Raw genomic sequence first — 26457 nt, forward strand, 5'->3', positions numbered from 1 at the left:
GCCCGTCAGACCAGACGCCGTGCCGTCGCCCACCGGGTCAGCTCGTGGCGGTTCGACAGCTGGAGCTTTCTCAGGACTGCCGAGACATGGGACTCGACCGTCTTCACGGAGATGAACAGCTGCTTGGCGATCTCCTTGTACGCGTAACCGCGGGCGATGAGGCGCAGGACCTCGCGCTCGCGCTGCGTCAGGCGGTCGAGGTCCTCGTCGACCGGCGGAGCGTCGGTCGACGCGAACGCGTCGAGGACGAAGCCCGCCAGGCGCGGCGAGAAGACTGCGTCGCCGTCCTGGACCCGGAAGATCGAGTCCACCAGGTCAGTGCCGGTGATCGTCTTCGTGACGTACCCGCGGGCGCCACCGCGGATGACACCGATGACGTCCTCGGCGGCGTCCGAGACGGAAAGGGCCAGGAACCGGACCGGGTTGTCGGCGGCCGTCATCAACGGGGCGCAGCGGCGCAGGACTTCGACGCCCCCGCCACCGGGCAGGTGCACGTCGAGGAGGACGACCTCGGGGCGGGTGGCCGTGATGACCGTGACCGCCTGATCCACGTCCGCGGCCTCGCCGACCACCTCGACGCCCGTCGTCTCCGTGCGGCCGATCTCCGCCTGGACACCGGTGCGGAACATCCGGTGGTCGTCGACAAGGACCACGCGGGCGTGACGGCCGACCGGCTCCGTCTCCGGCCCGCTCGCCACGGTCGCGTCCGGCTTGACCTGCTCGTCACTCATGGGGTCTGCTCCGCCCTCTTCATGGTCAGTTCGACCTCCGTGCCGCCGTCCGGCACCGCGCGCAGCCGCGCCGTGCCGCCGTTGCGCTCCATCCGGCCGATGATCGATTCTCGTACGCCCATCCGGTCCGCGGGAATCGAGTCGAGGTCGAAACCGGGGCCCCGGTCGCGTACGGACACGAACACCGTCTCCTCCTCGACCTCGGCATAGACCTGGACCGCACCGCCTTCGCCACCGTACTTGGCGGCATTCACCATTGCTTCCCGCGCGGCCTGCATCTGTGCCGAGAGACCGTCGTCGAGCGGGCAGTCGCCGACCACCACGACCTCGAGGGGCACCCCGTGCTTGTCCTCGACCTCGGCGGCGCTGCGCTTGACCGCCTCCGCGACCGTGCCGGGCTCCTCCGCCTCGTCCTTCCCGTTCCCCTCCGGTCTGTAGAGCCAGGCCCGCAGGTCGCGCTCCTGGGCCCGGGCCAGGCGCCGTACCTCGCTCGCGCTCTCCGCGTTCCGCTGGATCAGCGTGAGCGTGTGCAGCACCGAGTCGTGGACATGGGCCGCGACCTCCGCCCGCTCCTGCGCCCGGATCCGCATGAGGCGCTCCTCGGACAGGTCCTGCGTCATGCGCACGAGATAGGGGCCGGCGAGGAGGGCGATTCCGACGAGGACGGCGAGAGCGGCCTGAAGGATGGAGCCGAGATGCTGGGCCGACCCCTGGAGCACGAAGATCCCGGTGACACCTGCCCCGACGAGTACGACACCGGCTGCGGACCGCGCCAGATTCAGCGTGCGCCTGCGGCGGCCGACCTCCATCCAGCGGGCCCTGCGCGCATTGTCCGCCTGGCGCCAGACGAGGGCCACGCCCGCACCGACGAGGAGCGTCGGCCACAGATACGCCTTCGCGTTCCCCGCCAGATTCACATTGCCGACGAAGATCATCGACACGACGACCATGAGGAGCAGGGCGAGGATCTGCCCCTTGTCCGGCTTACGGGCGACGAGTCTGCGCCGGCCGTCCGTCGCCGTCTCCGTGGTGAACGCAGGGGTCCGCTCGCTGCCCACACCGCCGACGCCGAGCGGGACGAAGAACCAGAACGCCGCGTACAGGAGCGCGCCGAGGCCGTCCGCCATGAACAGGCCCGCAAAGACCAGCCGCACCCAGATCACGGGCAGGCCGAGATGCCCGGCGAGCCCCCGCGCCACTCCGCCGAGCCAGCGTCCGTCGCTGGAGCGGTAGAGCTTGCGCGGCGGCCGCGGGACATCAATGGGTGGTGCTGCGGCTTCCGGCATGCCATTGATGGTCACACGCGGGCCGGACCCCGGGCATCAGGGTTGAGCCCGGAGACTCCCCTGATCTCCGTCCCTGCCCCGAGCGCCGTCAGGGGCGATCTCAGGGTTCGTCCAGGGTCGTCCCGACTGCCGCTGCGGACGTGGGCCCGTCACCATGGACGCATGACAGATCACCAGCACGCCTCGACGGGAGCGGAGGCCGGGCAGCCGCAGGACGCGGTGCCCGGGCGCGGCTCCGGCGGTGCGTCCGCGCCGCCCGCACCGGGACAGGAGCCCGGCGTCCCCGCGCCCCCGGGCAAGTTCCGGCGCGACCGACGGCACGGGACGCTGGGCGGCGTGTGCGCGGGCCTCGGCCGGCACTGCGACATGGATCCGGTGATCTTCCGGATCGGCCTCGCCGTGCTCGCCGCGACCGGCGGGCTCGGCCTGATCTTCTACGGCTTCGCCTGGCTCTTCGTCCCGTACGACGACGAGGAGGAGAACGAGGCGCGCAAGCTCCTCTCCGGCCGCGTGGACGGCCCGGCGCTGACCGCCGTGCTCGTCGCGCTCGTCGGCTGCGGGCTCTTCCTCTCGATGCTGAACAACGGCGGGGTGCTCACGTTCGCCGCCGTCCTCGCCCTGCTCCTCGCCGGCGCGGGGTACTGGTCCCGGCAGCGCAGAGGGGCCGACCCCGACCCCCTGGCGGCGCAGACCGTGGCCGACGCTCCGCCCGAGGCGCAGGCGCCGCCCGTCGCCGGGGCCCCGTCCTGGTGGCGGGACCCGATAGTCAAGGACGGCACGCACGTCGGAGGCACCGGTTACTTCTGGGGGCCCGACAGCGGCGTCGACATCCGGTACGAGCCCACGGCGCACGGGCACCGTACGACCTGGGGACCTGTCGACTCCTCCCGCGGCCCGGAAGGCGGGGCGCCCAAGCAGCGCGGGCCGCGCCGGATCGGCGGCTGGACGTTCCTGCTCGCGCTGGCCGCGGGCTGCGCGGGCACGGCCGCCACCTGGCACGGCCACCCGCTCGGCACGGCACTCCAGGCCGGTCTCGCGAGCGCGCTCGTCGTCTTCGGCCTGGGCATCGCGCTCAGCGCCTTCGTCGGGCGGACCGGCGCCGGCTCGATCGTCCTCGCGGTCATCACGGCGGGCCTTCTCGCCGCGTCGGCCGCACTCCCCTCCAACATCACCACCCACTGGGTGCGCACCGACTGGACCCCGGCCTCGGCCGCCCAGGTCGAGCCGAGATACGAGCTGGGGACGGGCGTCGGCACGCTCGATCTGAGCGGGATCGACGTCGGCAAGGGCAAGACGCTGACGACGAGGGCGGAGGTCGGGGCGGGGCAGCTCAAGGTCGTCGTACCGAAGGACGCGACGGTGGTGCTGCGGGCCGAGGTGGGCATCGGCGACATCCGGCTGCCGGACGAGCAGACACAGGACGTGGACATCCGTCCGGGACAGGAGCAGAGGGTGACCCTCACACCGCCCGCGGGCAGCAAGGACGGCGGCACGGTCGAGCTGCGGCTCGAAGTCGGTGTCGGACAGGCGGAGGTGGCCCGTGCCACGTCATGAGTTCCGGCCGGGAAAGCTGGTCGCGGGCCTGTTCCTGACCGCGGCCGGAGTGCTCTCCCTGGGAGACGCGCTGGGCGGCTGGGAAGTGCCGTGGTTCGCGGTGCTCCCCGTAGTCAGCGCCGGCCTGTCCCTGGCCGCAGTGACGGGCACGGCAACGTACACGATCCGCCGCCACCGAAGATCCAACCTCACGGAATCCGACTCCCGGTAAGCCCGGAAAGGGGACACGGTGACAACAGGCGCCCCTCGCCCGGTAAGCCCGGGAGGGGCACGGTCGCAGCAGGCGCCTCCTCTCCCCGTAAGCCCGGAGGAGGGCGCCGTCGCAACAGGCGCTCCTCCAGGGGCGCGGGGAACTGCGCGCCCAGCCACTCACCACCCGCAGCCGAACCACGGCACGCGCCGCCCCCTAGGCGCGCCGCCGCACACACCCCGGCCTCAAGCAACGCGGCCACCGCACACATCCCGGCCCCGAGCGACGCGCCGCCGCACACATCCCGGCCCCAAGAACCGCACCGCCGCAAAGAAGTCCCGTCAGCCGAGCCCGCCCCGGGCCCGGCGCCGAGCCGCGAGGAGCGCATCCACCGAGAACACCGACGCCCCCGCAAGCACCAGCGGCAGCCAGGCCATGAGGTAGGCGAGGTCGTTGCCGAGGTAGTAGGGCTCGGTCGCCCAGCTCACCGTCAGCCACAGGCTCAGCGAGATCAGCATCCCGCCGACCGCGGCGAGCCGGGCGAGCAGTCCGATCAACGTGCCGATACCGACGGCCAGTTCACCGAAGGCGATCGCATAGCCGAAGCCGGCCGGGCTCTTGAGCGCGAGGTCGACCAGGGCGGGGATGGCGGAGATGTTCCGCACTCCGTGCATCTGCTCACCGATCGACCCCGATCCGGTGGCGTGGAAGAACGCGCTGTCGGTCAGCTTGTCGAGCCCGGCGTAGATGAAGGTGACGCCGAGGAAGATCCTCAGAGGAAGGAGTGCGAACCGCTGGGCGCTGTCCCGCCAGCTGCCTCTGCCGTTGACATAGCCGCCGTGGATGTCCGTCCGCATGCCATGAGCCATCGCCCCTCCGCCGCCTCTCGCGCCCGCACTGGTGCCCGCAAAATTGCCCGTCACCAGACCATACGTACGAGAGGGCGAAACCGCTCAGTAACGTTTCGTCATTGATGCAGGCCGAGCCCGGGGGAACTCAGTCCGAGACATCGATCGCGCACCGGTTCGTCTCCACGCCCGCCGCGGTGACGACCTGGACGTCGACCCGGCCGGGCTCGACGTCGACGGGGACCGGGACCGTCAGGGTCGTGTCGGTGGGGTTGGTGAAGCCTCCCTGCACAGGGACGAGTGGCACATGGACGTGCACGGGACCGATGCGGACGACCATGCGGGCGAGCCGGTCCGCGGTGGCCGCGCCGGGCGGCACGAAGCCGGCCCCGCGGATCTCGATGTCGTCGCCGGTGCGGATCGGCGCGTCCAGGTCCCCCGCCTCGCGGGACCGCACGACGGAAAGGATCACGGGGCGGCCACCCTCCGCGTACTTGGCCGCGAGGTAGGTGGCCGCCGAGACCAGGACCAGCAGGGCGAGTCCCCATGGAAGATCGGGGAGCTGCCCGGGGCGGCGGGCGAGGCACACCACGACGAAGACCAGGGCGACGGCCGAGATCAGCACGTACTGGATGTCGGCGAAGGTGCCGCGTCCGGAGTCGTCGGTGAACAGGTCGGAGGCGCGTGGCCGGTCCGCGCGCACCTTCTGCAGTCGCTGGCCGAGCACGCGCAGCCCCACGACCCGCCGGACCAGGACGGCGGCCCCGCAGGCGACCGCGAGGACGGTCACCACCCCGGCGCCCCGGGCGAGTTCAAGGCCCGAGATCAGCGCGTCCCGCTCGCGGTGGCCGGAGGCGCCGGCCAGTTCGCCCGCCAGGACGAGCACCGCGTAGACCACGACGAGGACCCAGCAGGCGGCGACGGCGCGGGAGGTGGACAGGCGGTTGTCCTCGCCGACGACCGGGGCGAGGACGCCGCCGGCCGCCCGGTGGACGTAGGCCGCGCCGGTCAGGAGACCGCTCACGACGACCGCCGCGAGCAGTCCGGCCGTGCGCGCGCTCGTCCAGCCCGCGCCGATCGCCGTGAGCGCCTGCACGATCAGGAGCAGCGCGCACCCGCCCCACACCAGGCGGACGGTGCGCGGCCACAGCCCGGCGAGCCACGCGTCGCCCTCGGCGCGCCCGCGGTCGGCCATGTCCCGCGCGGACTGGGTCAGTTCGTCCGAGACCCACTGGCGGGACGCGCCCGCCGAGTGCGCGACGGCGGCGGGCAGCCCCTGCCCGGCCGCCAGTTCGTCCCGCTTGGCGAGGAACGCGGCCACAGCTTTGCGGTGCCCCTCGCGCGCCCCGTGCGGGCAGTCGCCGCAGGTGCAGCCCCCGCCGTGCGTTCCCTCTCGCGCCTCCTGGACCGCCACCCGGTACGCCCGCCTTCCCATCCGGAGCCCGCCCGACCCGACCGGCCGCGCGTCAACTTCCGTGTAATGACTGGGAATTGTGCCGTACGCGAGGCCGTCCAGGGCCGCCTGGTCGGGTCAGAGGGGGTGAACAGCAGAAGCCCGTGTTGACCCCCGAGGCCACAGCCCTGGGCAGGAACGCCACAGCCCTGCCCGCAGCCCTCGGCCGCCTCAGGACAGCAGATCCGGCTCCGCGCTGCTGATTTCCTGCCACAGGGGCTGATGGTTGATCCACGCCACCAGGTCCCCGCCCGCCTGCTCCCGCGTCGCCACGGCCTGCCGGTGGTCGATCAGGATCGGGCGGCCCGCGGCCCGTGCGGCGAGCTGCACCTGGCAGGAGCGTTCCAACGACAGGAACCACCACGCGGCCGAGTCGACGGTGCCGCCCACCGTGAGCAGCCCGTGATTGCGCAGGATGAGCGCCTTGTACGAGCCGAGCGCGGCCGCGATCCGCCGCCCCTCGTCCGGGTCCACGGCCACGCCGGTGTACTCGTCGAGCAGCGCGTGGTCCTCGTAGAAGGCGCACGCCTCCTGGGTGATCGGGTCGATCAGCTCACCGAGCGTGGACAGGGCGCGCCCGTGCAGCGAGTGGCAGTGTGCGACGGCGACCACGTCGGGCCGCGCCCGGTGGACCTGTGCGTGGACGGTGAACGCGGCCTGGTTCACATGGCGGCGGCCCTCGACGACCTGCCCGTCCCCGTTGGCGAGGACCAGGTCGGACACGGTGACGTGCTTGAACGGCAGCCCGAAGGGGTTCACCCAGTAGCAGTCGTCGTACTCCGGGTCCCGCACCGAGATGTGCCCCGACACCCCGTCCTCGTAGCCGAGACGCCCGAAGATGCGCAGCGCACCCGCGAGCCGCTCCTTGCGGTGCCGGCGCTCGCCGGCCAGGGAGTCGTGGACGGGGGGCATCGCGAACTGGAGGTGTTCGGTGGGGACCGGCGGGGGCGTCTGCGTGGACATGGAGCGGAAGGTACCTCCGAGGAGCGCAGGAGGACAGAGGCGGACGGTGAAGAGAGTGCGCCGAACTCGTCGCGGGCGGCGCCGCGCATACCGGACAGAAGATGTCGGGTATCCGCGCCAGACTCGTCGTATGACGTCGAACTGGGCCACTTTCACCGCGGCCGAACCGGACCTCGCCCAGACGGTCGAGGAGCGCTTCGGTCGGTTCCAGCACCACATCCTGGCGACGCTGCGCAAGGACGGTTCGCCGCGCACGAGCGGACTGGAGGTGCGGTTCCTGCACGGGGAGTTCTGGCTGGGCATGATGCCGGGCTCGCTCAAGGCGCGCGATCTGCTCCGGGACCCGCGCTTCGCCGTCCAGGCCAACCCGGGCGACGGGACCGGGATGGGCGGCGGGGACGTACGGATCTCGGGCCGGGCGCTGCTGGTCGAGGACCCCGAGGTCATCGCCTCGTACACGGACTCGGTCCAGGTCCCCAACCCGGACGACTTCCACCTCTTCCGCACCGAGCTGACCGAGGTCACCCGCACCTTCATCGAGGACGAGAAATACCTGGTCGTACAGGTGTGGAGGCCGGACGGCCAGCCCGTACGCACCCTGAAGCGCACCTGAGCTGCCCCCACGGACACGAAGGCGCCGCCCACTCCATGCGGCAGTGGGCGGCGCCTTCACACACGGTGTCGGGGAGCGACTACTCCCACTCGATGGTGCCCGGCGGCTTGCTCGTCACGTCGAGCACGACGCGGTTGACGTCCGCGACCTCATTCGTGATGCGGGTCGAGATCTTCGCCAGGACGTCGTACGGCATGCGCGTCCAGTCCGCCGTCATGGCGTCCTCGGAGGAGACGGGGCGCAGGACGATCGGGTGGCCGTAGGTGCGGCCGTCGCCCTGGACGCCGACGCTGCGGACGTCCGCGAGCAGGACGACCGGGCACTGCCAGATGTCACGGTCGAGACCGGCCGCCGTCAGCTCCTCGCGGGCGATGGCGTCGGCCTCGCGCAGCAGGTCGAGCCGGTCCTTGGTGACCTCGCCGACGATGCGGATACCGAGGCCGGGACCCGGGAACGGCTGGCGCTGGACGATCTCGTCCGGCAGGCCGAGCTCGGCGCCGACCATGCGCACCTCGTCCTTGAAGAGCTGGCGCAGCGGCTCGACGAGCGCGAACTCCAGGTCCTCGGGGAGGCCGCCCACGTTGTGGTGGGACTTGATGTTCGCCGTGCCGGTGCCGCCGCCGGACTCGACGACGTCCGGGTAGAGGGTGCCCTGGACGAGGAACGCGACGTCCTCGCCGTCGGCCGCGCCCTCGGCGACGATCTCCGCCTGCGCCTGCTCGAAGACGCGGATGAACTCACGGCCGATGATCTTCCGCTTGGCCTCGGGGTCGGAGACCCCGGCCAGCGCGTCGAGGAAGCGCTGGCTCGCGTCGACGACCTTCAGGTTCGCGCCGGTCGCGGCCACGAAGTCCTTCTCGACCTGCTCGGTCTCGCCCTTGCGCATCAGGCCGTGGTCGACGTACACGCAGGTCAGCTGGGAGCCGATAGCCTTCTGGACGAGGGCCGCGGCCACCGCGGAGTCGACGCCGCCGGACAGACCGCAGATCGCGCGCTTGGTGCCGACCTGCTCGCGGATCGCGGCGACCTGCTCCTCGATCACGTTGCCCGTGGTCCAGGTCGGCTCGATGCCGGCGCCCCGGTAGAGGAAGTGCTCCAGGACCTGCTGGCCGTACGTGGAGTGCATGACCTCGGGGTGGTACTGCACGCCGTACAGCTTCTTGGCGTCGTTCTCGAAGGCCGCGACCGGCACGACGTCCGTGGACGCGGTGACGGTGAAGCCCTCGGGCGCGGCCGAGCAGGCGTCGCCGTGCGACATCCACACGGACTGCTCGGTCGGGGTGCCCTCGAAGAGGGTGGAGCCGGCGCGGGAGACGGTCAGCGGCGTGCGGCCGTACTCACGGGCGCCGTTGTCGTCGACGGTGCCGCCGAGGGTCGTGGCCATCAGCTGGAAGCCGTAGCACATGCCGAAGACGGGGACGCCGGCTTCGAAGATGGCGCGGTCCAGGCGCGGGGCGCCCTCCGCGTACACGGACGAGGGGCCGCCGGAGAGGATGATCGCCTTCGGGTTCTTGGCGAGCATCTCCTCGACCGGCATGGTGCTCGGCACGATCTCGCTGTAGACGCGGGCCTCGCGGACGCGGCGGGCGATGAGCTGGGCGTACTGCGCACCAAAGTCGACGACCAGAACGGTGTCAGGGGCGGCAGCGGGGGACGCTGATGGCACGGCGGCGGCCTTCCGGCGGTGGAACACGAGCAGGGGTCTGTTTTGTCGATTCTAACGGGCCCGTGAGGACACTCTTCGTCTCATCCCACGGACGCGGTGGCCGGGGCCACCGGGCCGGGGCATACTGGTCTTGTGACCAAGCACCGCATCGACTTCCTCTTTACCTATGGCAACCGGCCCGCCGGCTGCCGAGGTCGAGCTGCTTGATCACCTGACAAGCGACTTACCGGGCGCCCCGGGCCGACAAGGCCCGGGGCGCTCTGTCATCTCCGGTCCTTGCCACTCCAGGACACCCGTCCCCATACGACGAGGAGCCCCAAGATGACCACCACCGCAACCCCCAGCGAAAAGACCGGCGCCCACACCTCCGAGGCCGCCGACGTGATCACCGGCGCCCGCGAGCGCATCGACTCGCTCGACGACCGGATCATCGGCCTGATCCAGGAACGGATGGCCGTCTCGGCCGTCATCCAGGAGGCGCGGATCACCTCGGGCGGACGCCGCGTGAACCTGGCGCGCGAGCTGGAGGTCCTCGGCCACTACAGGGACGCCCTCGGCAAGCCGGGCACCGGCCTCGCGATGACGCTCCTGGAGCTGTGCCGGGGCCGGGTCTGAGGCCTACGCGGCGCACCCACGTTCGGATCCGCTCTCACCCGTACGGCGCGTGACCGGTCCGCGGCACCCTTCGTTGGTCCCGATGTCCGTGCCAGCCAGGGGCGGGCCCGCTCAATCCACGCGTGGCTCCGCTGGAGCGATGAGACGTAGGGATCCATGCCGTACGTCGTGGGACCTCGCTCCAGCGTTTGTGACCGGACGGCAGGGGACAGCAGCCCGGTCACCCAAGAGAACGGCCGGTCCCGGGGACGCCCGGGGCCGGCCGGCCTCCCAGGAGAACCCCTTCGCTCCTGTGGTCGCAAAAGTCGGTCGAAACGGTTGCGCGCACGACAGACCCGCGAGCACGATGCGTAGAAACCCACACATCCCTTCCCACATCCCACAAAGCCCCAAGTCCCGGGCTTCACAAGTGAATCGCCGCAGGCCCGCCCCACTCGCGCGCCACCGCGCGCCGGGGTTGCGCCCCTGGCAGACCCGCACCAGCGGCGCAACCCCCCGGCGCCGCTCCCCAGCACCGACGCCGCCCTGACGTCGGTGCTGAAGGCGAAGGGCCCCGCGGACACGTCCGCGGGGCCCTTCGCTGTGCTCACCGGCCGAGCCGAACGCCGCGGTCCGGACAGCCGAGGTCAGGCGGTCTTCGCCAGCTTCGCGAGCTGCGCGTCGACGATCACCTGCGGCACGTCGGTCTTGCTCGAGTCCAGCATGTTCATGGTGTAGAACGCCACGACCGTCGAGCCGCTGCGCACCACGGTGAAGGTCATCGGGACCTTGTCGCCGTCGATGACACCCTTGACGTCGTACGAGACCGCCTCGTCGCCCGCGTCGGGCGCGGGCCGCTCCTTGACGCCGCTGTACTTGTAGTCGACGTGCTCGTACGCGGTGCAGTTCTTCGAAGCCGTACGCAGGTCCTTCATAACCTCGGCGGCGTCGGCACCGTCGTGCGCGAGCAGCGCCAGCGAGGTCACCTTGGGGTCGAGCTCGTCCGTCGCCATGAGCGTGCGCACGACCCGGTCCTTGGCCGTCGGCCGGGTCGAGAACATGAACATGTCGGCGAGCGGCTGGCACGAGGCCGGCTTCGCGGCGACGCTCACGGTCGGCGGCAGGTCGTTCTTGCCCACCTTCTCGACCTTGTAGCCCTTGACGTCGCCCGTGGCGACGACGGCCTTCTCCAACTCGGCCGCGGTGAGCGCCTTCGCGCCCTCCTCGGCGGGCTTCGCGGGTGCCGCGGACTTCTGCGAACCGGCCGGCTTCTCGGCGTCGCCGCTCCCGGAGGACCCCCCGCACGCCGTCGTCACACCCAGAGCCGCGACCACGGCGGCGGCCGCCACGGCACGCCTCACACCTGACTTCACATTCCCCACCTTCGTCTGCTGCGGCACGGCGCCACGCGTCGGCCCGTACCGAGGCGCCATCAAAGCCCGCGCCCACCCCCCTTTGCCAGCGCTTTGCGTAACGATCGCAGATCGCCACAAAGGTTGTACACAGCCACGAGTGAGCCAGCTCACATAAGAATCGTGTGAGGTCGAGGGCAACCATTTCCCGGGGTTGCCGGTCACACATGCGGAACCAACGGCCACACCCGCGACCCCACAACGCGGAGGCCTCCCAGCTCGTACTGCGCCACAGCAGTACGCCGGAACTTTCCGAGGTCTTCATGAAGCTTCGCCGTGCCCTGGCCGCCGCGGCCGCGACGGCTGCGATAGCCCCGATCGCGCTCCTTTCGGCGCCGGCCGCGTTCGCCGAGGAATCTCCCGACACGACGACCGAGTCGTCGGCGCCGGCCGCGACGCCGTCGGACCCGTCGACCCCGTCGTCGCCCGAAACCACCGCATCCACCCCCGAGTCGCCCTCGGCGCCGGCCTCCACGCCCGCGACGACCCCCGGCTCCAGCACCACCCCGTCGGGCAAGCCGTCCGACTCCACGTCGCCGTCGCCGTCCGCGTCCGCGACGCCGTCCGACGAGCCGACCGACCCGACCGGCATCTGCGAGGTGGACAACGAGGACTACCAGTCCAAGCTGTCCGTCTCCATCAGCGGCCTGCCCGGCAAGATCGCGGCGGGCAGCGGCTGGCACGGCTTCACCCTCAACGTGAAGAACCCGACGAAGACCGACCTCGACCAGGCGATCTTCTACGCCGGCGTCGGCCCGAACGACGAGAGCGCCGAGAACCCGTACAAGGCGAGCCAGGTCCGTCTCCAGGCGAAGGTCGACGGCAGCTGGGTCGACATCGACGACGGCGACGGCTACTCGTTCGGCTTCCTCGACCTGTCGGGCGTCAAGGCCGGCAAGTCCGTCAACTACCAGCTCCGCCTGAACGTGAAGGCCAACGCCCCCATCGGCGAGGGCCTGACCATCGGCGGCGGCTTCTACAACGACGACGAGCTGAACTGCGAAGGCGAAGCCTCCGCCAGCTACGTCATCCAGATCGTGAAGCCGGGCACGGACACCGACGGGACCAAGCCGCAGGAAGGCGGCAAGGTTCCGATGCCGACCGAGAAGCCGAACGACAACAACACCCAGGAGGTGACCGGCAGCCTCGCTGAGACCGGTTCCTCCTCCATGGTCCCGACCATCGGCCTCATCGGCGGCGTCGCCGTCGTCGCCGGTGCCGGTGCCGTGTTCACCGTGCGCCGCCGCAAGGCCGGCGCCACCGCGTAACACCCCCTAGGGGCTGCGCACACGGGAAGGACCTGCGCTCGGAGGGGGGCGCAGGTCCTTTCGTGTGTCCGCAGGCGAAACGGGCCCGCTACTTCTTCTTGGGCGGGACCGCCGGCATCCCCAGGAACGGCAGCTTCAGCGCGCCGAACGCGTCCTGCGGGACCGCCGGGTTCTTCGGTGCGACGGCGGACAGCCGCGCGTACACCACGCCCTGCGCCGGACGCGGGTCCTCCTCGCCCTTGTTGGGCCAGTACGACATCGCGCGCTCGGCCTGCGCCGTGATGGTCAGGGACGGGTTGACGCCCAGGTTCGCCGTGACCGCGGCGCCGTCGACGACCGAGATGCCCGGGTGCCCGTAGAGACGGTGGTACGGGTCGATGACACCCGTCTGCGGGGAGTCGCCGATCGGGCAGCCGCCCAGGAAGTGCGCGGTCAGCGGGGTGCCCATCAGCTCGCCGACGTTCGAACCGGCGAAGCCGTTGATCTCGGCGGCGATCGTGGACGCGGCGTCCACGGCGGCCTTGATCTGCTTGGGGTTGGGCGCGCCATGGCCCTGCTCGGCCGTGAGCAGGCCCTTGCCGACGCCGTCCGGCTTCAGATACGTCGTCAGCGAGTTGTCGAGTGACTGCATGACCAGGCCGATGATGGTCCGCTCGGACCAGCGGTGGTTGGAGAGCGAACGCGCCAGCAGGGTCGGGTGCTTGGCCACGTTGGCGAGCCAGCCGGCGACCCGGGACGAGCCCTGCGCGTACGGGACCTGGAGGATCGTCATGCCGCCCATCGCGTTCGAGCCCTTGCCGTAGCGGACCGGCTCGATGTGCGTGTTCTCGTCCGGGTGGATCGAGGACGTGATCGCGACGCCCTGCGTGAAGTCGACCTTCGGCTTGCCGTGGCGCTTCTTGTAGCGGCGGTTGTTGGTCTGGGCGCCGACGAGGGCCTCGGAGTTCGTGCGCGTCAGCTCTCCCAACCTGGCGGACAGATACGGGAGTTGACCGCCGGCCTTCATACGGTGCAGCAGGGTCTGCGTGCCGTACGTGCCGGCCGCGACGATGACGCGCCGGGCCTTGAACGTACGGCCCGCCCCCTTCTTCCTGTCGTCCGTCGGGAGCGTCTGGACCGCATAGCCGCCCTGCGAGTCGTCGGTGACGGAGACGACCGTCGTCATCGGGTGCACGACCGCGCCCGCCTTCTCGGCGAGGTACAGGTAGTTCTCGTTGAGGGTGTTCTTCGCGCCGTGGCGGCAGCCCGTCATGCACTCGCCGCACTCGGTGCACGCCTTGCGGGCCGGGCCCGCGCCCCCGAAGTACGGATCGTCGACCTCGGTGCCGGGTGCGGCCCTCACCGAGCCGGTCCCGTCCTCGCCGCAGGCGTCCTTGCCGTCACCGAAGAAGACACCCACCGGCGCCATGTGGAACGTGTCGCCGATGCCCATGTCCTGGGCCGCCGCCTTGAGGTGCACGTCGGCCGGCGTCATGGTCGGGTTGAGCCGCACACCCAGCATGCGCTGCGCCTGGTCGTAGTACGGCTTCAGCTCGGCCTGCCAGTCGGTGATGTCCTTCCACTGCGGGTCCTCGAAGAAGGGCTTCGGGGGCACGTAGAGGGTGTTGGCGTAGTTCAGCGAGCCGCCGCCGACGCCCGCCCCGGCGAGGACCATCACGTTGCCGAGGAGGTGGATGCGCTGGATGCCGTACATGCCGAACTTGGGCGCCCACAGGTAGTTCTTGAGGTCCCAGGAGTTCTTGGGCAGCGTGCCGGGCTCGAAGCGACGGCCCGCTTCGAGCACGCCGACGCGATAGCCCTTCTCGGTCAGGCGCAGGGCGGACACGGAGCCGCCGAACCCGGATCCGATGACCACGACGTCGTAGTCGTACGCGGCGTCGTCGGCGCTCCCGGCTTCACTGCGGACAGAGTTCTCCTGTGACACTGGCTCTCCTCGTTGAGAACGGGTGGTGCTCTAACGAAGACGGAAGGTCTTCATCGCCTTCAGGCTGCGGCTCATGAACGCCGCGTACTTCTCGTCGTCCATCCCGAACGACGGCGCCATCGGCATGATCCGCTGGTGCGCGACGGTCTGTGCCTCGGTGTACTTGAGGATGCCCTCGGAGCCGTGGCGGCGGCCGAGGCCCGAGTCCTTCATGCCGCCCATCGGCGACTGGACGCTGCCGTACGCGGGCGCGTAGCCCTCGTTGATGTTGACGGTCCCGGTGCGCAGCCGGGAGGCGACGTCGTGACCGCGCCTGGCGTCCTTCGTCCAGACCGAGGAATTCAGGCCGTACGGCGTCCCGTTGGCCAGCGCGACGGCCTCGTCCTCGTCGGTGAAGCGGTAGATGGAGACGACCGGGCCGAAGGTCTCCTCGTTGCAGACGGCCATCGGCGCCTCGACGCCGTCGAGGATGGTCGGCTCGAAGAAGTACGGGCCGATGTCGGGGCGCGCGACGCCTCCCGCGACGAGCTTCGCGCCCTTGGCGACGGCCTCGTCGACGTGCCGCGTCACCGTCTCCAACTGCCGCTCGCCTACCAGGGATCCCATGTCGGCGCCGTACGCGAGGGACTTGCCGAGGCGCATCGCCTTGGTGCGCGTGGCGAACCGCTCGACGAACGCGTCGGCGATCGACTCGTGGACGTAGAGCCGCTCGATGGAGATGCAGAGCTGGCCCGCGGAGGAGAAGCAGGCGCGGACCGCGCCGGCCGCCGCCTTGTCGATGTCGGCGTCCGCGAGGACCAGCATCGCGTTCTTGCCGCCGAGTTCGAGCGAGACGCCGACGAGGCGCGCGGCGGCGCCCTGGGCGACCTCGCGGCCCGTGCGGGTGGAGCCGGTGAACGAGACGTAGTCGGCGTGCTTGACCAACTCGGGCCCCACGACCGGGCCTTCACCGAGGACGACCTGGAAGACCTCGGCGGGCAGCCCCGCCTCGATGAGCAGGTCGCGCGCCCACAGAGCCGTCAGGCAGGTCTCCGTGTCGGGCTTCATGACGACCGCGTTGCCGGAGACGAACGCCGGGAGCGCGTCACCGACGGACAGCTCGAACGGGTAGTTCCAGGGCGCGATCTGGCCCACGACGCCGCGCGGCTGGCGCAGTTCGGTGACCTTCGTGAGGGTCGGGACGGCGCCCGTGTGCCGCTTCGGCTTCAGGTAGGCGGGGGCCTTGCGGCCGTAGTGGCGGGCCGCGACGGCGACGGCCTGGACCTCTTCGTGCGCGTGCAGGCGCGCCTTGCCGGTCTCCAGCTGGATCAGGTCGAGGACCTCGGCCTGGCGGGCGAGCACCAGGTCGTGGAAGCGGAGCAGCACGGCGGCGCGCTGCCGCGCGGGCACCTTCGCCCAGACGGCCTGGGCTGCGCGGGCCCGCTCGAAGGCCTTCGCGACGTCCTCGGGCGTGGACTCGGGCAGGTCCGCCAGCTTCTCGCCGCTGAACGGCGTGTGGTTGGCGGTGCGGCCCGAGCCGGCCACCCCCTTGGTGAGCTGGGCGACCAGCTCGGGCGTCACCACGTCGGCCGCGGTGCGCGCGCCCTGCGGGGCCGGGGCGACCGGGTTGGTGCCGGTCTTGTCCGTACGGTCCTTGGAGATGGCCTGCGAGTCCGTCATGGCGCGAGCGTAAGCGCCCGTCAACGTTTTGGGTACCCACGGGTAACGAGGTTTCACGAAGCACTCACACGCCGCCAGCGATCGCTGGCAACAAAGCCCCTGATCAGGGGGTTGTCAGGGTCTTCGCTCAGAGTGTGCTGATGTCGAGGTTGGCGACGGCCGCCTTCGCCACCTCACGGCCGCGCTCGGTGAAGTCGCCCTTGCCCGGGTAGTCGATCCAGAGCTGGTACATGTCGCCCGACTTGGTCTTGTAGTAGAAGACCTTCGCCTCGCGCGGCTTGGGCGCGTCGGAATCACTGTCATCCGTGTAGGTGATCGTGTTCTCGGCGGACTCGCGCTCGTTGTACGTGGTCTTGGCGGTCCTGCTGTGAGGAGCGGGCTTGTCCGCCATCTTCGGGTTGTCGCCCTTGTTGATCTCGTCGGAGTCCTTGTACGCCTGCGCGGACGCGGAGCTCGCGATCCCGTTCAGGGTGTCCTCGGACTTCTTCTTGAGATAGAGGGTGATCGAGACGGCGTAGCTCGGATCCCGGTAGGAGACCCAGTGGTCGGTCTTGGTGTAGGTGTTGTCCGCCTGGACCCGCACATACTCCGGCGGCGCCGCGAACGTGGCCGCGAGCGTCTTCTCCCGATGGTCCTGCCACCCGTCCGGCAGCGGTCCCGCGAACGGGTTCGCGAGCACCAGGTACGCCGCCACCGCCGCCGCGACGACCGCCGCGCCGAGGCCGAGCAGCGTCTTGCGGCTGAGGCTGACGCCCTTACCGCCGGGGCCCGCGAGCTGGACGACCTGGGTGGGCGGCTGCTGCGGAGGGTTGGCCGCGCGCTCCAGGAGGTCGCGCACGCGCGCCGCGTTCGGGCGCCGGGCCGGGTCCTTGGCGAGCAGGCCGTTGATGGCCTCGGCGAGCGGGCCCTGGGCCGCGGCGGGCGCCGCCGGGGTCGCGTTGATCACGGACTGGAGCGTCGCCGGCGTGTTGTTGCGGCGGAACGGCGAGACGCCCTCCGTGGCCGCGTACAGGACGACGCCGAGGGACCACAGATCGGACGCGGGCCCCGGACGCTGGCCGAGGACGCGCTCCGGGGCGATGAACTCGGGCGAGCCGACGAAGCCTCCGGTGTCCGTCAGATTGGTCTCGCCCTCGATCTGGGCGATGCCGAAGTCGGTGAGGACCACGCGGTCGTGGCGGCCGAGCATCACGTTGTCGGGCTTCACGTCGCGGTGCAGGACGCCCGCGGCGTGCGCGGCCTCGAGCGCGCCGAGCACTTCGAGACCGATCCGCGCCGCCTCGCGGGCGCTGAGCGTGCCTTCCTGGAGCGCGTCACCGAGCGTGCGGCCCTGCACGAACTCCATGACGATCCACGGCTGTCCGTCCTCGACGGCGACATCGTGGACGTTGACCACGGCCGGGTGGTCGAGCCGGGCCGCCGCGCGCGCCTCGCGCCGCATCCGCTCGAAGACGGTGGTCCGCTCGCGCTCCGGAAGATGGTCGGGGACGCGCGGCTCCTTGACCGCCACCTCACGGTCCACCGTCTCGTCCTTGGCGCGCCACACGGTGCCCATGCCGCCGTGCCCCAGCTTGCTCAGGAGCCGGTAGCGCCCGCCGATCAGCCGCCCCGCCCCCGGCTCGGGCTCCGCGCTCTGCTGCGGCGGCACGACCTGGGTGGGCTGCGGCTGGTGCGAGGCCTGGGGCTGGGGCTGGGTCTGAGGGTAGGCGGTGGGGGGCTGCTGCGGGGCCGGGGGCTGCTGGGCGTACGGGTTCCCGTGCTGGGGCGTGTGCGGCTGCTGAGGCGGCTGCGGCGGCTGGAGTCCGAAGCTCGTCGGATCGTTCGGGCCGTAGCCGGGTCCCCCGTTGTTACTCATGCCCCCATGCCTACCGTGCGGGACGCCTCCGGATCCACTCCGGTCGCCCAGTTGTGACCGCCCCGATGCCTCAACCGCCCCCGTGGGGCACGAATGTGGCGACCGCCGTGTCGAAGTACCGCTTGGCCTCCTCTATCCGGCCGACCGGCGCCGACACCCACACGTCGTACATCCGGCCGCCCTGCTCCCAGCACAGGTCGTACGTGTGCCTCGCGCCCTCGGCCGTGCTGAAGCCGTTCCACGTGAACCGCCAGAGCGCGGCGGGCCGGCCGCCGTGGGTCGTGTCGGTGACCGAAGCGTCGCGGTAACCCGGGTTGTGGTCGGGCCCCTTCGCGTCGGAGCGGCGCTGCACGGCGCCGGGGCCGCCCGGGTCGGGTGCCGTCTCCTTGATGCCGATCCTGAACGTGTCGCCCGGCGACATGTAGAAGATCCGCGGTCCGTCCGGCTTCCGGCTGAAGTCGTCCGGCACGGCCAGGGAGAAGCCCTTCGGGTCGACCGCCGTGCGGTAACCGGCGGGGGACGCGGGCCGCGGGCCGGTCTGCTGCTCCGTGACCGTGACCGTCGGACGGGGCTCCGGGGCCGGATCCGAGGGGGACCCCGTGCCGCCTGTGGGACCCGGTGCGGACGCCGTGGGCCGGTGGGTGCCCCCGTCCTCGCCGCCGTTCACGAGGAGCGCTGCCGCCGAGACGCCGGCCCCGGCCATCGCGGCGACGAGCGCGGCGGCCGCGAGCACGGCTCGGGGGGAACGCTTCTGCGGGGGTGCGGAATCCGGCGCCGCGGGGCTGCCCGTGGTGGCGTTCCTGGCGGTGTTCCTGGCGGTGGGCGTGTAGGCGGCCATGGCTCGCGGAGTCGTACCTGTGTCGACGTACGCGCGCAGGAGCCGGTCGGCCTCGTCGAGGCCCAGCCTGCGCGCCGGATCGCGCTCGAGCAGTCCCCGTACGACGGGCAGCAGCGGCTCGGCCTCTGCGGGCGGGCGGATCTCGCCGACGACCACGGCGTGCATGATCCCGCCCAGCGAGTCGCGCCGGAACGGCGACTCGCCCGTCAGGGCGGCGCACAGCATCGCCCCGAGCGACCACAGGTCCGACTCGGGCCCGGTCCGCTCCCCCGACATGCGCTCGGGCGCCGTGTACTCGGGCGAGCCGACGAAGGAACCCGTCTCGGTGAGCGTCGTCGCGCCGCTGACCTGCGCGATCCCGAAGTCCGTGAGCACGACGCGCTCGCTGCCCGCCTCGACGAGCACGTTCGCCGGCTTCAGATCGCGGTGCAGCACCCCCGCCGCGTGCGCGACCCGCAGCGCGCCGAGGAGCGCGATCCCGATCCGGGCCGCCTCCCGCGCGTCGACGGGACCGCTCCGCGAGAGCCGGTCGGCGAGCGAGCCGCCCTCGATCAACTCCATGACGATGTAGGGGCGTTCGCCGTCCTCCACGACGTCGTGGACGACGATGACGTTCGGGTGTCTGAGCTGGGCGACCGCGCGGGCCTCGCGCAGGGTGCGGTCCTTCTGGCGCCGGGCCTCGTCTGCGGAGAGCGTCTCGTCGAGCACGAGTTCCTTGACCGCGACGCGCCGTCCGAGCAGCTGGTCGGACGCGCGCCACACGACGCCCATTCCGCCCCGGCCGATGCGGGCCTCCAGCCGGTAACGCCCGGCGATCACACGGACGTTGTCCTCCCACTCGGTCCCCATGCGTTCCATCATGCCGCACGGAACGCACCCCGGAGGGGTGTGCTCCGGGCCGTCAAAGGATCAACGAAACCGCAGGCGGGGCCCACACACCAGGGGATGCCTACGGTTGCCAGCTCCGCAGGATCGCGTCGAACTGCTGCCGCGCCTCGTCCCAGTCGGCCGACGGCACGGACAGATAGATGGCGTACTCGGTGCCGTCGTTCTCGACGTACGTCTGCTCGATGGCGTGCCGCGGACCCGACGTCGTGTCCTTGTTGCCCGCGGTCCAGGTGAACTCCCACAGGGATCCCGGCCGGTCACGGTAAGTGTTGGACTGCAGGTTGACCTGCTGGTAGTCGGGCAGCTTCGTGACCTGCCGCTCCAGGTCCAGCTGGTGGTGGTAGGAGTCAGGCCAGTCGGGGGACTTGTCGACCGCGATCCGCACGAAGTGGGCGCCGCCGTCCGGCGTGTAGTCGACCTGGGAGCCGTCCGCCTGCCGCTTCCAGCCCTTCGGGAGCATGAGGCTGTAGCCCTCGACGTCGTCGATGCGAACCCAGTCGTCCGGGATGCTCCCGGCCTTGTGCCCGCCGCTGCCGGAACCCGACGAGGTACTCGTTGCCTGGTCCTTGCCGGAGTTCGTGTTCGACGAGGTCCGGTGACTCAGGTAGTGGTTCGCGGCGAACGTCCCGCCGCCGCCGACGAGCGCGGCAGCCAGCGCCACGGCGACGACACGCGGCCACTTCCGGCGACCTGCTGCGGGGACCGTCGGCATGACGGCGTGATGCACGCCTATCGCGGTCGACTTCTCCGGGGGCGTCGGTGGCGACGCGACATGCACCTGCGTGGGCACGTAGGCCTGCGCAGCGCTGGACCGCCGCCCCTCGGCGGCCTCGGCGAGCATCGTCTCGGCCTCGTCGGCGGACGGACGCGCCGCCGGGTCCTTGCGCAACAGCGCCTGGATGACGGGCGCGAGGGCGTCCGCGTGCGTGAGTTCGCCCGGCTCGTCCTCGACGACGGCCTGCATCGTGCTGATCGGCGACGTGCGCCGGAACGGGGACTTCCCCTCGACGGCCGTGAACAGCGTGGCGCCGAGCGCCCACAGGTCGGACGCGGGTCCGGGAGCCGCGCCGCTGACCCGCTCGGGCGCCAGATAGTCGACCGAGCCGACTATCTCGCCGGTCCGCGTGATCGTCGAGTCGCCCTCGACCTGCGCGATGCCGAAGTCCGTGAGCAGCACCCGTCCGTCGCGGGCCAGCAGGACGTTGCCCGGCTTCACGTCGCGGTGCAGCACCCCGGCCGCGTGCGCGGCGCGCAGCGCCCGCAACGTCCACAGGCCGATACGGGCGGCCTCGCGCGGCAGGATACGGCCCGACTCCTTCACGGCGTCCGCGAGCGAGGGACCCTCGACGAGCTCCATCACGATCCACGGACGGTCGTCGTGCTCCAGCACGTCGTGGACGGTGACGACCGCCGGGTGGTTGATCCGGGCGGCGGCCCGCGCCTCCGTCTGTGTCCGCGTGAGCAGCACGGCGCGGTCGGCCTCCTGCACGTACTGGGCCGCCGTCAGTTCCTTTACGGCCACGGCCCGGTGCAGCACTTCGTCGTGCGCGCGCCACACCCGGCCCATGCCGCCGCGTCCGATCGAGTCACCGAGCCGATAGCGGCCCGCGAGGAGCAGGCCTTGCATCTGATTCACGTTCCCCCGCAGGCGCATTGGTCGTGCCAGGGCCGCTCGTGGCCTTGACAGAGCCACATTAGGGAGCACCCCGGGCACTGGGAACCGGCGGGGGTGCACGGAGACCGCACTGTGACGCTTGTCCCCTACCGGGACAGAGGCCGAACTGGGGCTGAACGGGGGCAGACTGGGGGGTCGACAGGCACCGAAAGAGGGCGAGCGGGGGCAGACCAGGGCTTGGCGGGGGTATTCGGCGCGCGAGCCGACGGCCGCGTCAGCCCGATCTCAGGTGCGTAGCCGGACGGGGCGTCAGCCCGTGCTCTGATACGTCGCCGACGCCTGCTCGTACAGGCGCGTCACCTCGTCGCGCTCGGCCTCGGGTCCCCGCAGCTGGACCACGTGGTAGCGACCGCCCACGATCATCGCGAGGTTGCGTACGTACGTCTCGCGGCCCGCCGAGTTCTGCCACGTGAACTGGCCCTCGGCCATGGCCCGCCCGCCCACGTCGATCCGGCGCATCCCGCTGGACGTCGCCCACGTCGAGTCGCGGAACGGCTGCAACTCGCGTTCCTTCTCCCGCTGGTACGTCATCGGGTCGCTGCCGTACGCGGACGTGCTGTCGCGGCCCGGGACGACGACCAGCTCGAAGTCGCCGTGCGTGTAGAGGACCTGCCCCTGTCCGTTCTTTCCCTGCCGGTTCCAGCCCTTGGCGACGGCTACCCGGAACCCTTCGGGGTCCTTGCGCAGCGTGAAGCCCTGCGCGACCTCGGGCTCCGACGAGTCGTTCTGCGGCTCGGTGGCGGACGGGGTCGACGAGCTCTTGCCACCGTTCTTCCCCTGGCCCTCGGCGGACTCGCCGCCCGAGGACGCCGGCGCGGACCTGCCGCCCTCGGGGCCGGCCCCGCCCCCGCCGGTGGCGCCCGCGTGATCCTTGGCGCCGTCGCCGGGCGTGCCGCCGCTCGGCTCGGCCTTCGGCATGAAGAGCACGGCGTACGCGACCGCGGCGGCCAGGCCGAGCAGGACGAGGACGAGCAGGGTGCGGCCGAGCGAACGGGGCCTCCGGGTGCGCTGCTCCGACTGCGGGCGTCGCTCCGGCTGAGGGCGCCGCTCGGACTGCGTGCGCCGCTCCGGCCTGCCACGCTCCGTCTGCTGCGGCTGCGCCTTGGCCCGCTTGTGGCGCGCGTGCCCGGCCCCGGTCCCGCCCTGGGCGGCGGAGCGCCGGCGGCGCCTGCGCACGAGCTCGCCCCGGCGCCGTACGACCGGCAGCCGGGTGGCGTCGAAGGGGGGCGCGGCCACGACGTTCGCGCCCGCCTCCGGCTCCGGCGCGGACCGCACCAACGACCGCAGCCAGCCCCGCAGTTCCTCGAAGTCGAGCCGCTCGGTGGGGTCCTGGCGCAGCAGCGACTCGACGACGGGCCGCAGCGGCCCGCACTCCTCGGCGAACGCGGGCGGCTCGGCGCACACCATCTGCACCAGCTCGCCGGTGTTCTCCTCCGGGTACGGCGCATGCCCCTGGACCGCGCGGAAGAGGAGGGCGCCGAGGGCCCAGAGGTCGGTGGCCGGGCCGATCGGGGCGGCCAGCTGCCAGTTCTCGTGCACGGGCCCCGCCTGCTCGGGCGCCCAGCGCTCGGTGACGGGCCCGACGACGGTCATCCGCGCCTGCCTCGCGCGGTCGGCGGCGAGCGCGGTGGTGGGCCCGCGACCAGCCGCCGGCGCCGTCTGCTGCGCGGGGATGAGCTGGTCCCACCGCGTGGATCCGGGCCCTCCGGGTTCGCCGGGTGCTTCCAGCGCTCCTGGCGCGGGGTCGGGCGCCTCAGGGGCGGGCGCGTCCGGCTCGGGCTGCTCCATACCGGGCCGCGGGACCGCCCCGTGCCAGGGAAGCCCGGGGGAACCCTGTACGCCGTAGGGGTCGTCGATCCGGCCGGACTGTGCGCCGCCACCATGCGTACCGGCGCCAGGCGCACCCGCACCGGACTCGCCCCCGGACTCCGCGCCCGGCCCGCGCTGCGACGGCCCCGGCGTACCGCCCGTGTCCACGCCACCGCGCGCCGCGGCACGCGCACCAGCCCGGTACGCGGCTATCGCGCCCGCGCGCGCGGCCCGAGGGTCGCTCCCGGCCTCAAGAGCGGCGGGCCGGGACGGCGCGGGAGCGAAGGGGGACGGAGCGGTGACGGGCGGCGCGGGCGCCGAAGGCCGGGGCGCCTGCGGTGCTGCTGCGGCCGGGGACGGCGGCGTCGGGTCGTAACCGCACAGCGCCTCCTCCGCCGCGCCGGCCGCGAGCCCGGTCAGCACGATCCGGCCGTCGTCGCACACGAGAACCGTGCGGGCGGTGATGTTCCGGTGGACCCAGCCGTGGGCGTGCAGCGCGCGCAGGGCGGTGAGGACGTCGGACGCGACCTCGGCCGCCCGGTACGGGGACAGCGGCTCGTCGGCGAGCAGCGCGGCGAGCGGGCGCGCGGAGACGACCTCACTGACGATCCACAGCGAGCCGCCCTCGGCGAACACGTCGAAGACCTGGTCGAGTCTGGGATGGTCGGGTATCTGGGCGGCGGCCTGCGCGGCCTCGATGGCGCGGCGCACCGCGGGGTCCGTCGGCCTGCGTGTGGTGCGCGCCGCGTCCCCCCGCTCGCGCCGGCCAGGCGACTCGCGCGGCACGAAGCCGTCCGGCAGCCCTTCGCTGTCGAGCACTTCGGCCTCGACGACTTCGGGTAACGGCACCTGCCTCACCAGGACTTCCTGGCCGCTGTAGGTGTCGAACGCCCGCGTCGACGCGAACTCGTACGCGTCGGCGGGGGACAGCGGCAGGCGGTAGCGGTCGGCGAGCACTCGCCCCGCGTAGTCCTCCACGACGCGTCCCCCTGTCCGCCCGGTGGTCAATTCCGTTCGCTCTGCGCCCTGTTGTGCGCAGTGATGCGTACCGATACGGCTGCGCACGGTCCGCAAGCACTCACGATACGTGCCGGACTGCCTTCAGGCTCAGGACTTCGGCTTGAACGTCTTGGTGAACGTCTGCCAGGCGGCCTTGCGCTGCGCACCGTCCCAGTCGGCGGCCTTGGCCGTGTACATCAGGCCGTAGCCGAGACCGCTGTTGACCACGAAACCCCGGTCTATCGAGCGGTACTTGGTGCCCCCCTCGACGTACGTGAACTCCCAGTCCGCCGTGTCCCAGCCGCGGAATTCGACGGCCGCTATGCGTATCCGGTCGTACTGGGCGCGGCGCATGTACTGCTCCTGGTTGCGCCAGTCCTGGACCGGGTTCGACTTGGGCGTCGTCGTCCAGCCGACGAGCAGCTTCTGGCCGTCAGGACCCGTGAAGCGGGCCCCCGCCGCACCCGTCGAGCTGTACTTCCAGCCCTTCGGGAGCCCGATGGAGAAGCCCTGGTCGTGCCGGTAGGTCGAGGCGGCACCGCTGCCGCCGGGGACCCCACCGCCACCGCCGGTGGTGCCGGGCGACGCCCCTTGGCCGGAGTCGCTGCCCTTGCCGTCGGCCTCGCCGTCAGCCTTGCCGGTGTCCGAGCCGGAGCCCTGGCCCTTGTCGGAGCCCTTGCCGCCGTCCTGAGCCGCGTCGCTGCCGCCGCCGGAACCGCTGCCCTTGTCCTCGCCGCCGCCTTCGGACCCACTGCCTCCGGTCGCTCCCGCGGAGGTGGCCTTGTCGCCGCCCTTGGCGGAACTGCCGTCGTCACCACCGCTGAACGCGATACCGAGGACGGTGCCGATGACGGCGAGCGCGACGAGCACCGCCACGATCACGAGGGTGCGGCGCGGGACCACGTCCGTGAGCGAGGCCCTGGTCGAGGGCGTACGCGGCGGCCCGGCAGGCTGCGCCGGAACACCCGAACCGCCCTGCCCGGCCGCGGGATGCGCGGCGGCCTCCGCCGTACCGCCGGCCTCGGTCCCGCCACTCTTGCCGGCCGCACTCGCCGCCGTCGCGGCCGTGGCGGCGGCAGCGGCTTTCCGCACCGACCGCAGCGCACCGCGGAGCTTCTCGGCGGCCTCTTCGCCCCTCTTGCCCGCGCCCTCGGTCACAGCGGCACCGGAACCGGCGCCCGCGGAACCAGAATCAGCGATACCGGCGCCCGCAGCGGCCCCCGCCCCCGAACTCCCCTTACCGAAGCGCACCTTGGGCGTCTTCGGCGCCTTGGGCGTCTGCTCGGGAACGGGCGGCAGCGGCACGACCTTCGTCGCGTCGACCGGCTCGGGCTCCTCGTCCTTGGGCTCGGGCGCGTGCAGGACGTCGTTGAGGAGCGCCCGCGCGCCCGCGTCGTCGAGCCGCTGCTCCGGGTCCTTGGCGAGCAGGCCGTAGATGACCTTCTCCAGCGGCCCGGCGTTCTTGGGCGGGTCGACCGGCTCGGTCATGACGGCCGTCAGGGTCGCGATGGCGGACCCCTTGTCGTACGGCGGAACGCCCTCCACCGACGCGTACAGCAGCCCGCCGAGCGACCAAAGGTCGGCGGCCGGGCCAGGCTTGTGCCCGCGCGCCCGCTCCGGCGAGATGTACGAGGGCGCGCCGACGAGCATGCCGGTGGACGTGATCGAGGGGTCGCCCTCCACCTGGGCGATGCCGAAGTCCGTGAGGACGACGCGCCCGTCCTCGGCGATCAGCACGTTCGACGGCTTCACGTCGCGGTGCAGGATGCCCTCACGGTGCGCGGCGCGCAGCACGTCGAGGATCGCGAGCCCGACCTCGGCGGCGCGCCGCGGCTCCAGCAGGCCGTCCTCACGGATCTGCTCGGCGAGGGACTTGCCCTCGACGAGTTCCATCACGATCCACGGCCGGTCGTCCTCGTCGACGACGTCGTAGACCGTCACCGCGCTGTTGTTCCGGATCCTCGCGATCGCCTTCGCCTCACGCAACGTACGCGTGATCAGGCGCCGCTTCTCCTCGTCGTCGATGCTCGACGGGAAGCGCAGCTCCTTGACGGCGACCGTCCGGCCGAGCGTCTCGTCCTTCGCCCGCCACACGGTGCCCATGCCGCCGCGGCCGAGGACTTCTCCCAGCCGGTAGCGACCGGCGAGGAGACGTGCACTCTTGTCCTGACGAGCTGTGCCCGCCTGCTCCGCCTCCGACATGCGTCCCCTCTGCAACCCGCCCTGACAGAG

General features: G+C 71.9%; 19 protein-coding genes. 5 read left to right on the top strand and 14 right to left on the bottom strand.

Annotated features, from left to right (window positions below; all coding sequences use genetic code 11):
- Positions 1-5 precede the first annotated feature (5 nt).
- Entirely contained in the window at positions 6-731 is a 726-nt protein-coding gene (locus ACIPWY_RS28550) for a LuxR C-terminal-related transcriptional regulator (protein WP_393703431.1), read from the bottom strand.
- A complete protein-coding gene (locus ACIPWY_RS28555) occupies positions 728-2017 on the bottom strand; it encodes a PspC domain-containing protein (RefSeq protein ID WP_393703429.1) in 1290 nt (429 codons plus the stop codon). The genes ACIPWY_RS28550 and ACIPWY_RS28555 overlap by 4 nt, the downstream gene beginning before the upstream one ends.
- 162 nt (positions 2018-2179) lie before the next feature.
- On the opposite strand from ACIPWY_RS28555, the gene ACIPWY_RS28560 reads away from it, so the two are divergent.
- Both ACIPWY_RS28560 and ACIPWY_RS28565 read left to right on the top strand, forming a co-directional pair.
- Positions 2180-3571: a PspC domain-containing protein gene (locus ACIPWY_RS28560; protein WP_393703427.1), complete on the top strand. Its 1392-nt coding sequence runs from the start codon at positions 2180-2182 to the stop codon at positions 3569-3571.
- The gene (locus tag ACIPWY_RS28565; RefSeq protein WP_362904251.1) at positions 3558-3782 is read left to right on the top strand and encodes a hypothetical protein; all 225 of its coding nucleotides are present in this window, start codon (positions 3558-3560) and stop codon (positions 3780-3782) included. The genes ACIPWY_RS28560 and ACIPWY_RS28565 overlap by 14 nt, the downstream gene beginning before the upstream one ends.
- Positions 3783-4102: 320 nt before the next feature.
- On the opposite strand, the gene ACIPWY_RS28570 is transcribed toward ACIPWY_RS28565, so the two are convergent.
- From ACIPWY_RS28570 to ACIPWY_RS28580, 3 genes are all read right to left on the bottom strand, one after another.
- Positions 4103-4630, bottom strand: a complete 528-nt coding sequence (locus ACIPWY_RS28570; RefSeq protein ID WP_362904249.1) for a DoxX family protein — start codon at positions 4628-4630, stop codon at positions 4103-4105.
- A gap of 127 nt (positions 4631-4757) precedes the next feature.
- On the bottom strand, positions 4758-6023 hold the full coding sequence (locus ACIPWY_RS28575; protein ID WP_393703424.1) for a hypothetical protein: 1266 nt from the start codon (positions 6021-6023) through the stop codon (positions 4758-4760).
- A 210-nt stretch (positions 6024-6233) separates the two neighbouring features.
- The gene (locus tag ACIPWY_RS28580; RefSeq protein ID WP_362904245.1) at positions 6234-7025 is read right to left on the bottom strand and encodes a class II aldolase/adducin family protein; all 792 of its coding nucleotides are present in this window, start codon (positions 7023-7025) and stop codon (positions 6234-6236) included.
- A gap of 130 nt (positions 7026-7155) precedes the next feature.
- Between ACIPWY_RS28580 and ACIPWY_RS28585 the strand changes: the two genes are divergently transcribed.
- Positions 7156-7638 (top strand): pyridoxamine 5'-phosphate oxidase family protein, encoded by a 483-nt coding sequence (locus ACIPWY_RS28585; protein ID WP_393703422.1) that lies wholly within the window; start codon positions 7156-7158, stop codon positions 7636-7638.
- Positions 7639-7717: 79 nt separating this feature from the next.
- On the opposite strand, the gene guaA is transcribed toward ACIPWY_RS28585, so the two are convergent.
- Positions 7718-9304, bottom strand: a complete 1587-nt coding sequence (gene guaA, locus ACIPWY_RS28590; protein ID WP_362904241.1) for a glutamine-hydrolyzing GMP synthase — start codon at positions 9302-9304, stop codon at positions 7718-7720.
- A gap of 321 nt (positions 9305-9625) precedes the next feature.
- Between guaA and ACIPWY_RS28595 the strand changes: the two genes are divergently transcribed.
- On the top strand, positions 9626-9919 hold the full coding sequence (locus ACIPWY_RS28595; RefSeq protein WP_100594826.1) for a chorismate mutase: 294 nt from the start codon (positions 9626-9628) through the stop codon (positions 9917-9919).
- A 626-nt stretch (positions 9920-10545) separates the two neighbouring features.
- Here the strand turns inward: ACIPWY_RS28595 and ACIPWY_RS28600 are convergent.
- Positions 10546-11271 carry a hypothetical protein gene (locus tag ACIPWY_RS28600; protein WP_393703419.1) on the bottom strand — a complete coding sequence of 242 codons (726 nt, stop codon included), beginning with the start codon at positions 11269-11271 and terminating at the stop codon, positions 10546-10548.
- 302 nt (positions 11272-11573) lie between these two features.
- On the opposite strand from ACIPWY_RS28600, the gene ACIPWY_RS28605 reads away from it, so the two are divergent.
- Positions 11574-12578: an LAETG motif-containing sortase-dependent surface protein gene (locus tag ACIPWY_RS28605; RefSeq protein ID WP_393703417.1), complete on the top strand. Its 1005-nt coding sequence runs from the start codon at positions 11574-11576 to the stop codon at positions 12576-12578.
- An 88-nt stretch (positions 12579-12666) separates the two neighbouring features.
- Here the strand turns inward: ACIPWY_RS28605 and ACIPWY_RS28610 are convergent, their stop codons facing one another.
- The 7 genes from ACIPWY_RS28610 to ACIPWY_RS28640 all read right to left on the bottom strand — a co-directional run bounded on the left by ACIPWY_RS28610 (position 12667) and on the right by ACIPWY_RS28640 (position 26427).
- Positions 12667-14502, bottom strand: coding sequence for a GMC oxidoreductase (locus ACIPWY_RS28610; protein ID WP_393703415.1), 1836 nt, complete (start codon positions 14500-14502; stop codon positions 12667-12669).
- 30 nt (positions 14503-14532) lie between these two features.
- Positions 14533-16161, bottom strand: a complete 1629-nt coding sequence (locus ACIPWY_RS28615) for a succinic semialdehyde dehydrogenase (RefSeq protein WP_362904231.1) — start codon at positions 16159-16161, stop codon at positions 14533-14535.
- A 127-nt stretch (positions 16162-16288) separates the two neighbouring features.
- Positions 16289-18016 (bottom strand): serine/threonine-protein kinase, encoded by a 1728-nt coding sequence (locus tag ACIPWY_RS28620; protein WP_393703413.1) that lies wholly within the window; start codon positions 18014-18016, stop codon positions 16289-16291.
- A gap of 70 nt (positions 18017-18086) precedes the next feature.
- Entirely contained in the window at positions 18087-19703 is a 1617-nt protein-coding gene (locus ACIPWY_RS28625; protein WP_401535620.1) for a protein kinase, read from the bottom strand.
- Positions 19704-19803: 100 nt separating this feature from the next.
- Positions 19804-21369, bottom strand: a complete 1566-nt coding sequence (locus ACIPWY_RS28630) for a serine/threonine-protein kinase (RefSeq protein ID WP_266676555.1) — start codon at positions 21367-21369, stop codon at positions 19804-19806.
- 297 nt (positions 21370-21666) lie between these two features.
- Complete coding sequence (locus ACIPWY_RS28635) at positions 21667-24204, bottom strand: protein kinase (RefSeq protein WP_393703411.1); 2538 nt, start codon at positions 24202-24204, stop codon at positions 21667-21669.
- Between the two features lie 129 nt (positions 24205-24333).
- Positions 24334-26427, bottom strand: a complete 2094-nt coding sequence (locus tag ACIPWY_RS28640; protein ID WP_401535623.1) for a serine/threonine-protein kinase — start codon at positions 26425-26427, stop codon at positions 24334-24336.
- Between the last annotated feature and the right edge of the window lie 30 nt (positions 26428-26457).

Source organism: Streptomyces sp. NPDC090032 (assembly GCF_044748025.1).
GTDB lineage: Bacteria > Actinomycetota > Actinomycetes > Streptomycetales > Streptomycetaceae > Streptomyces.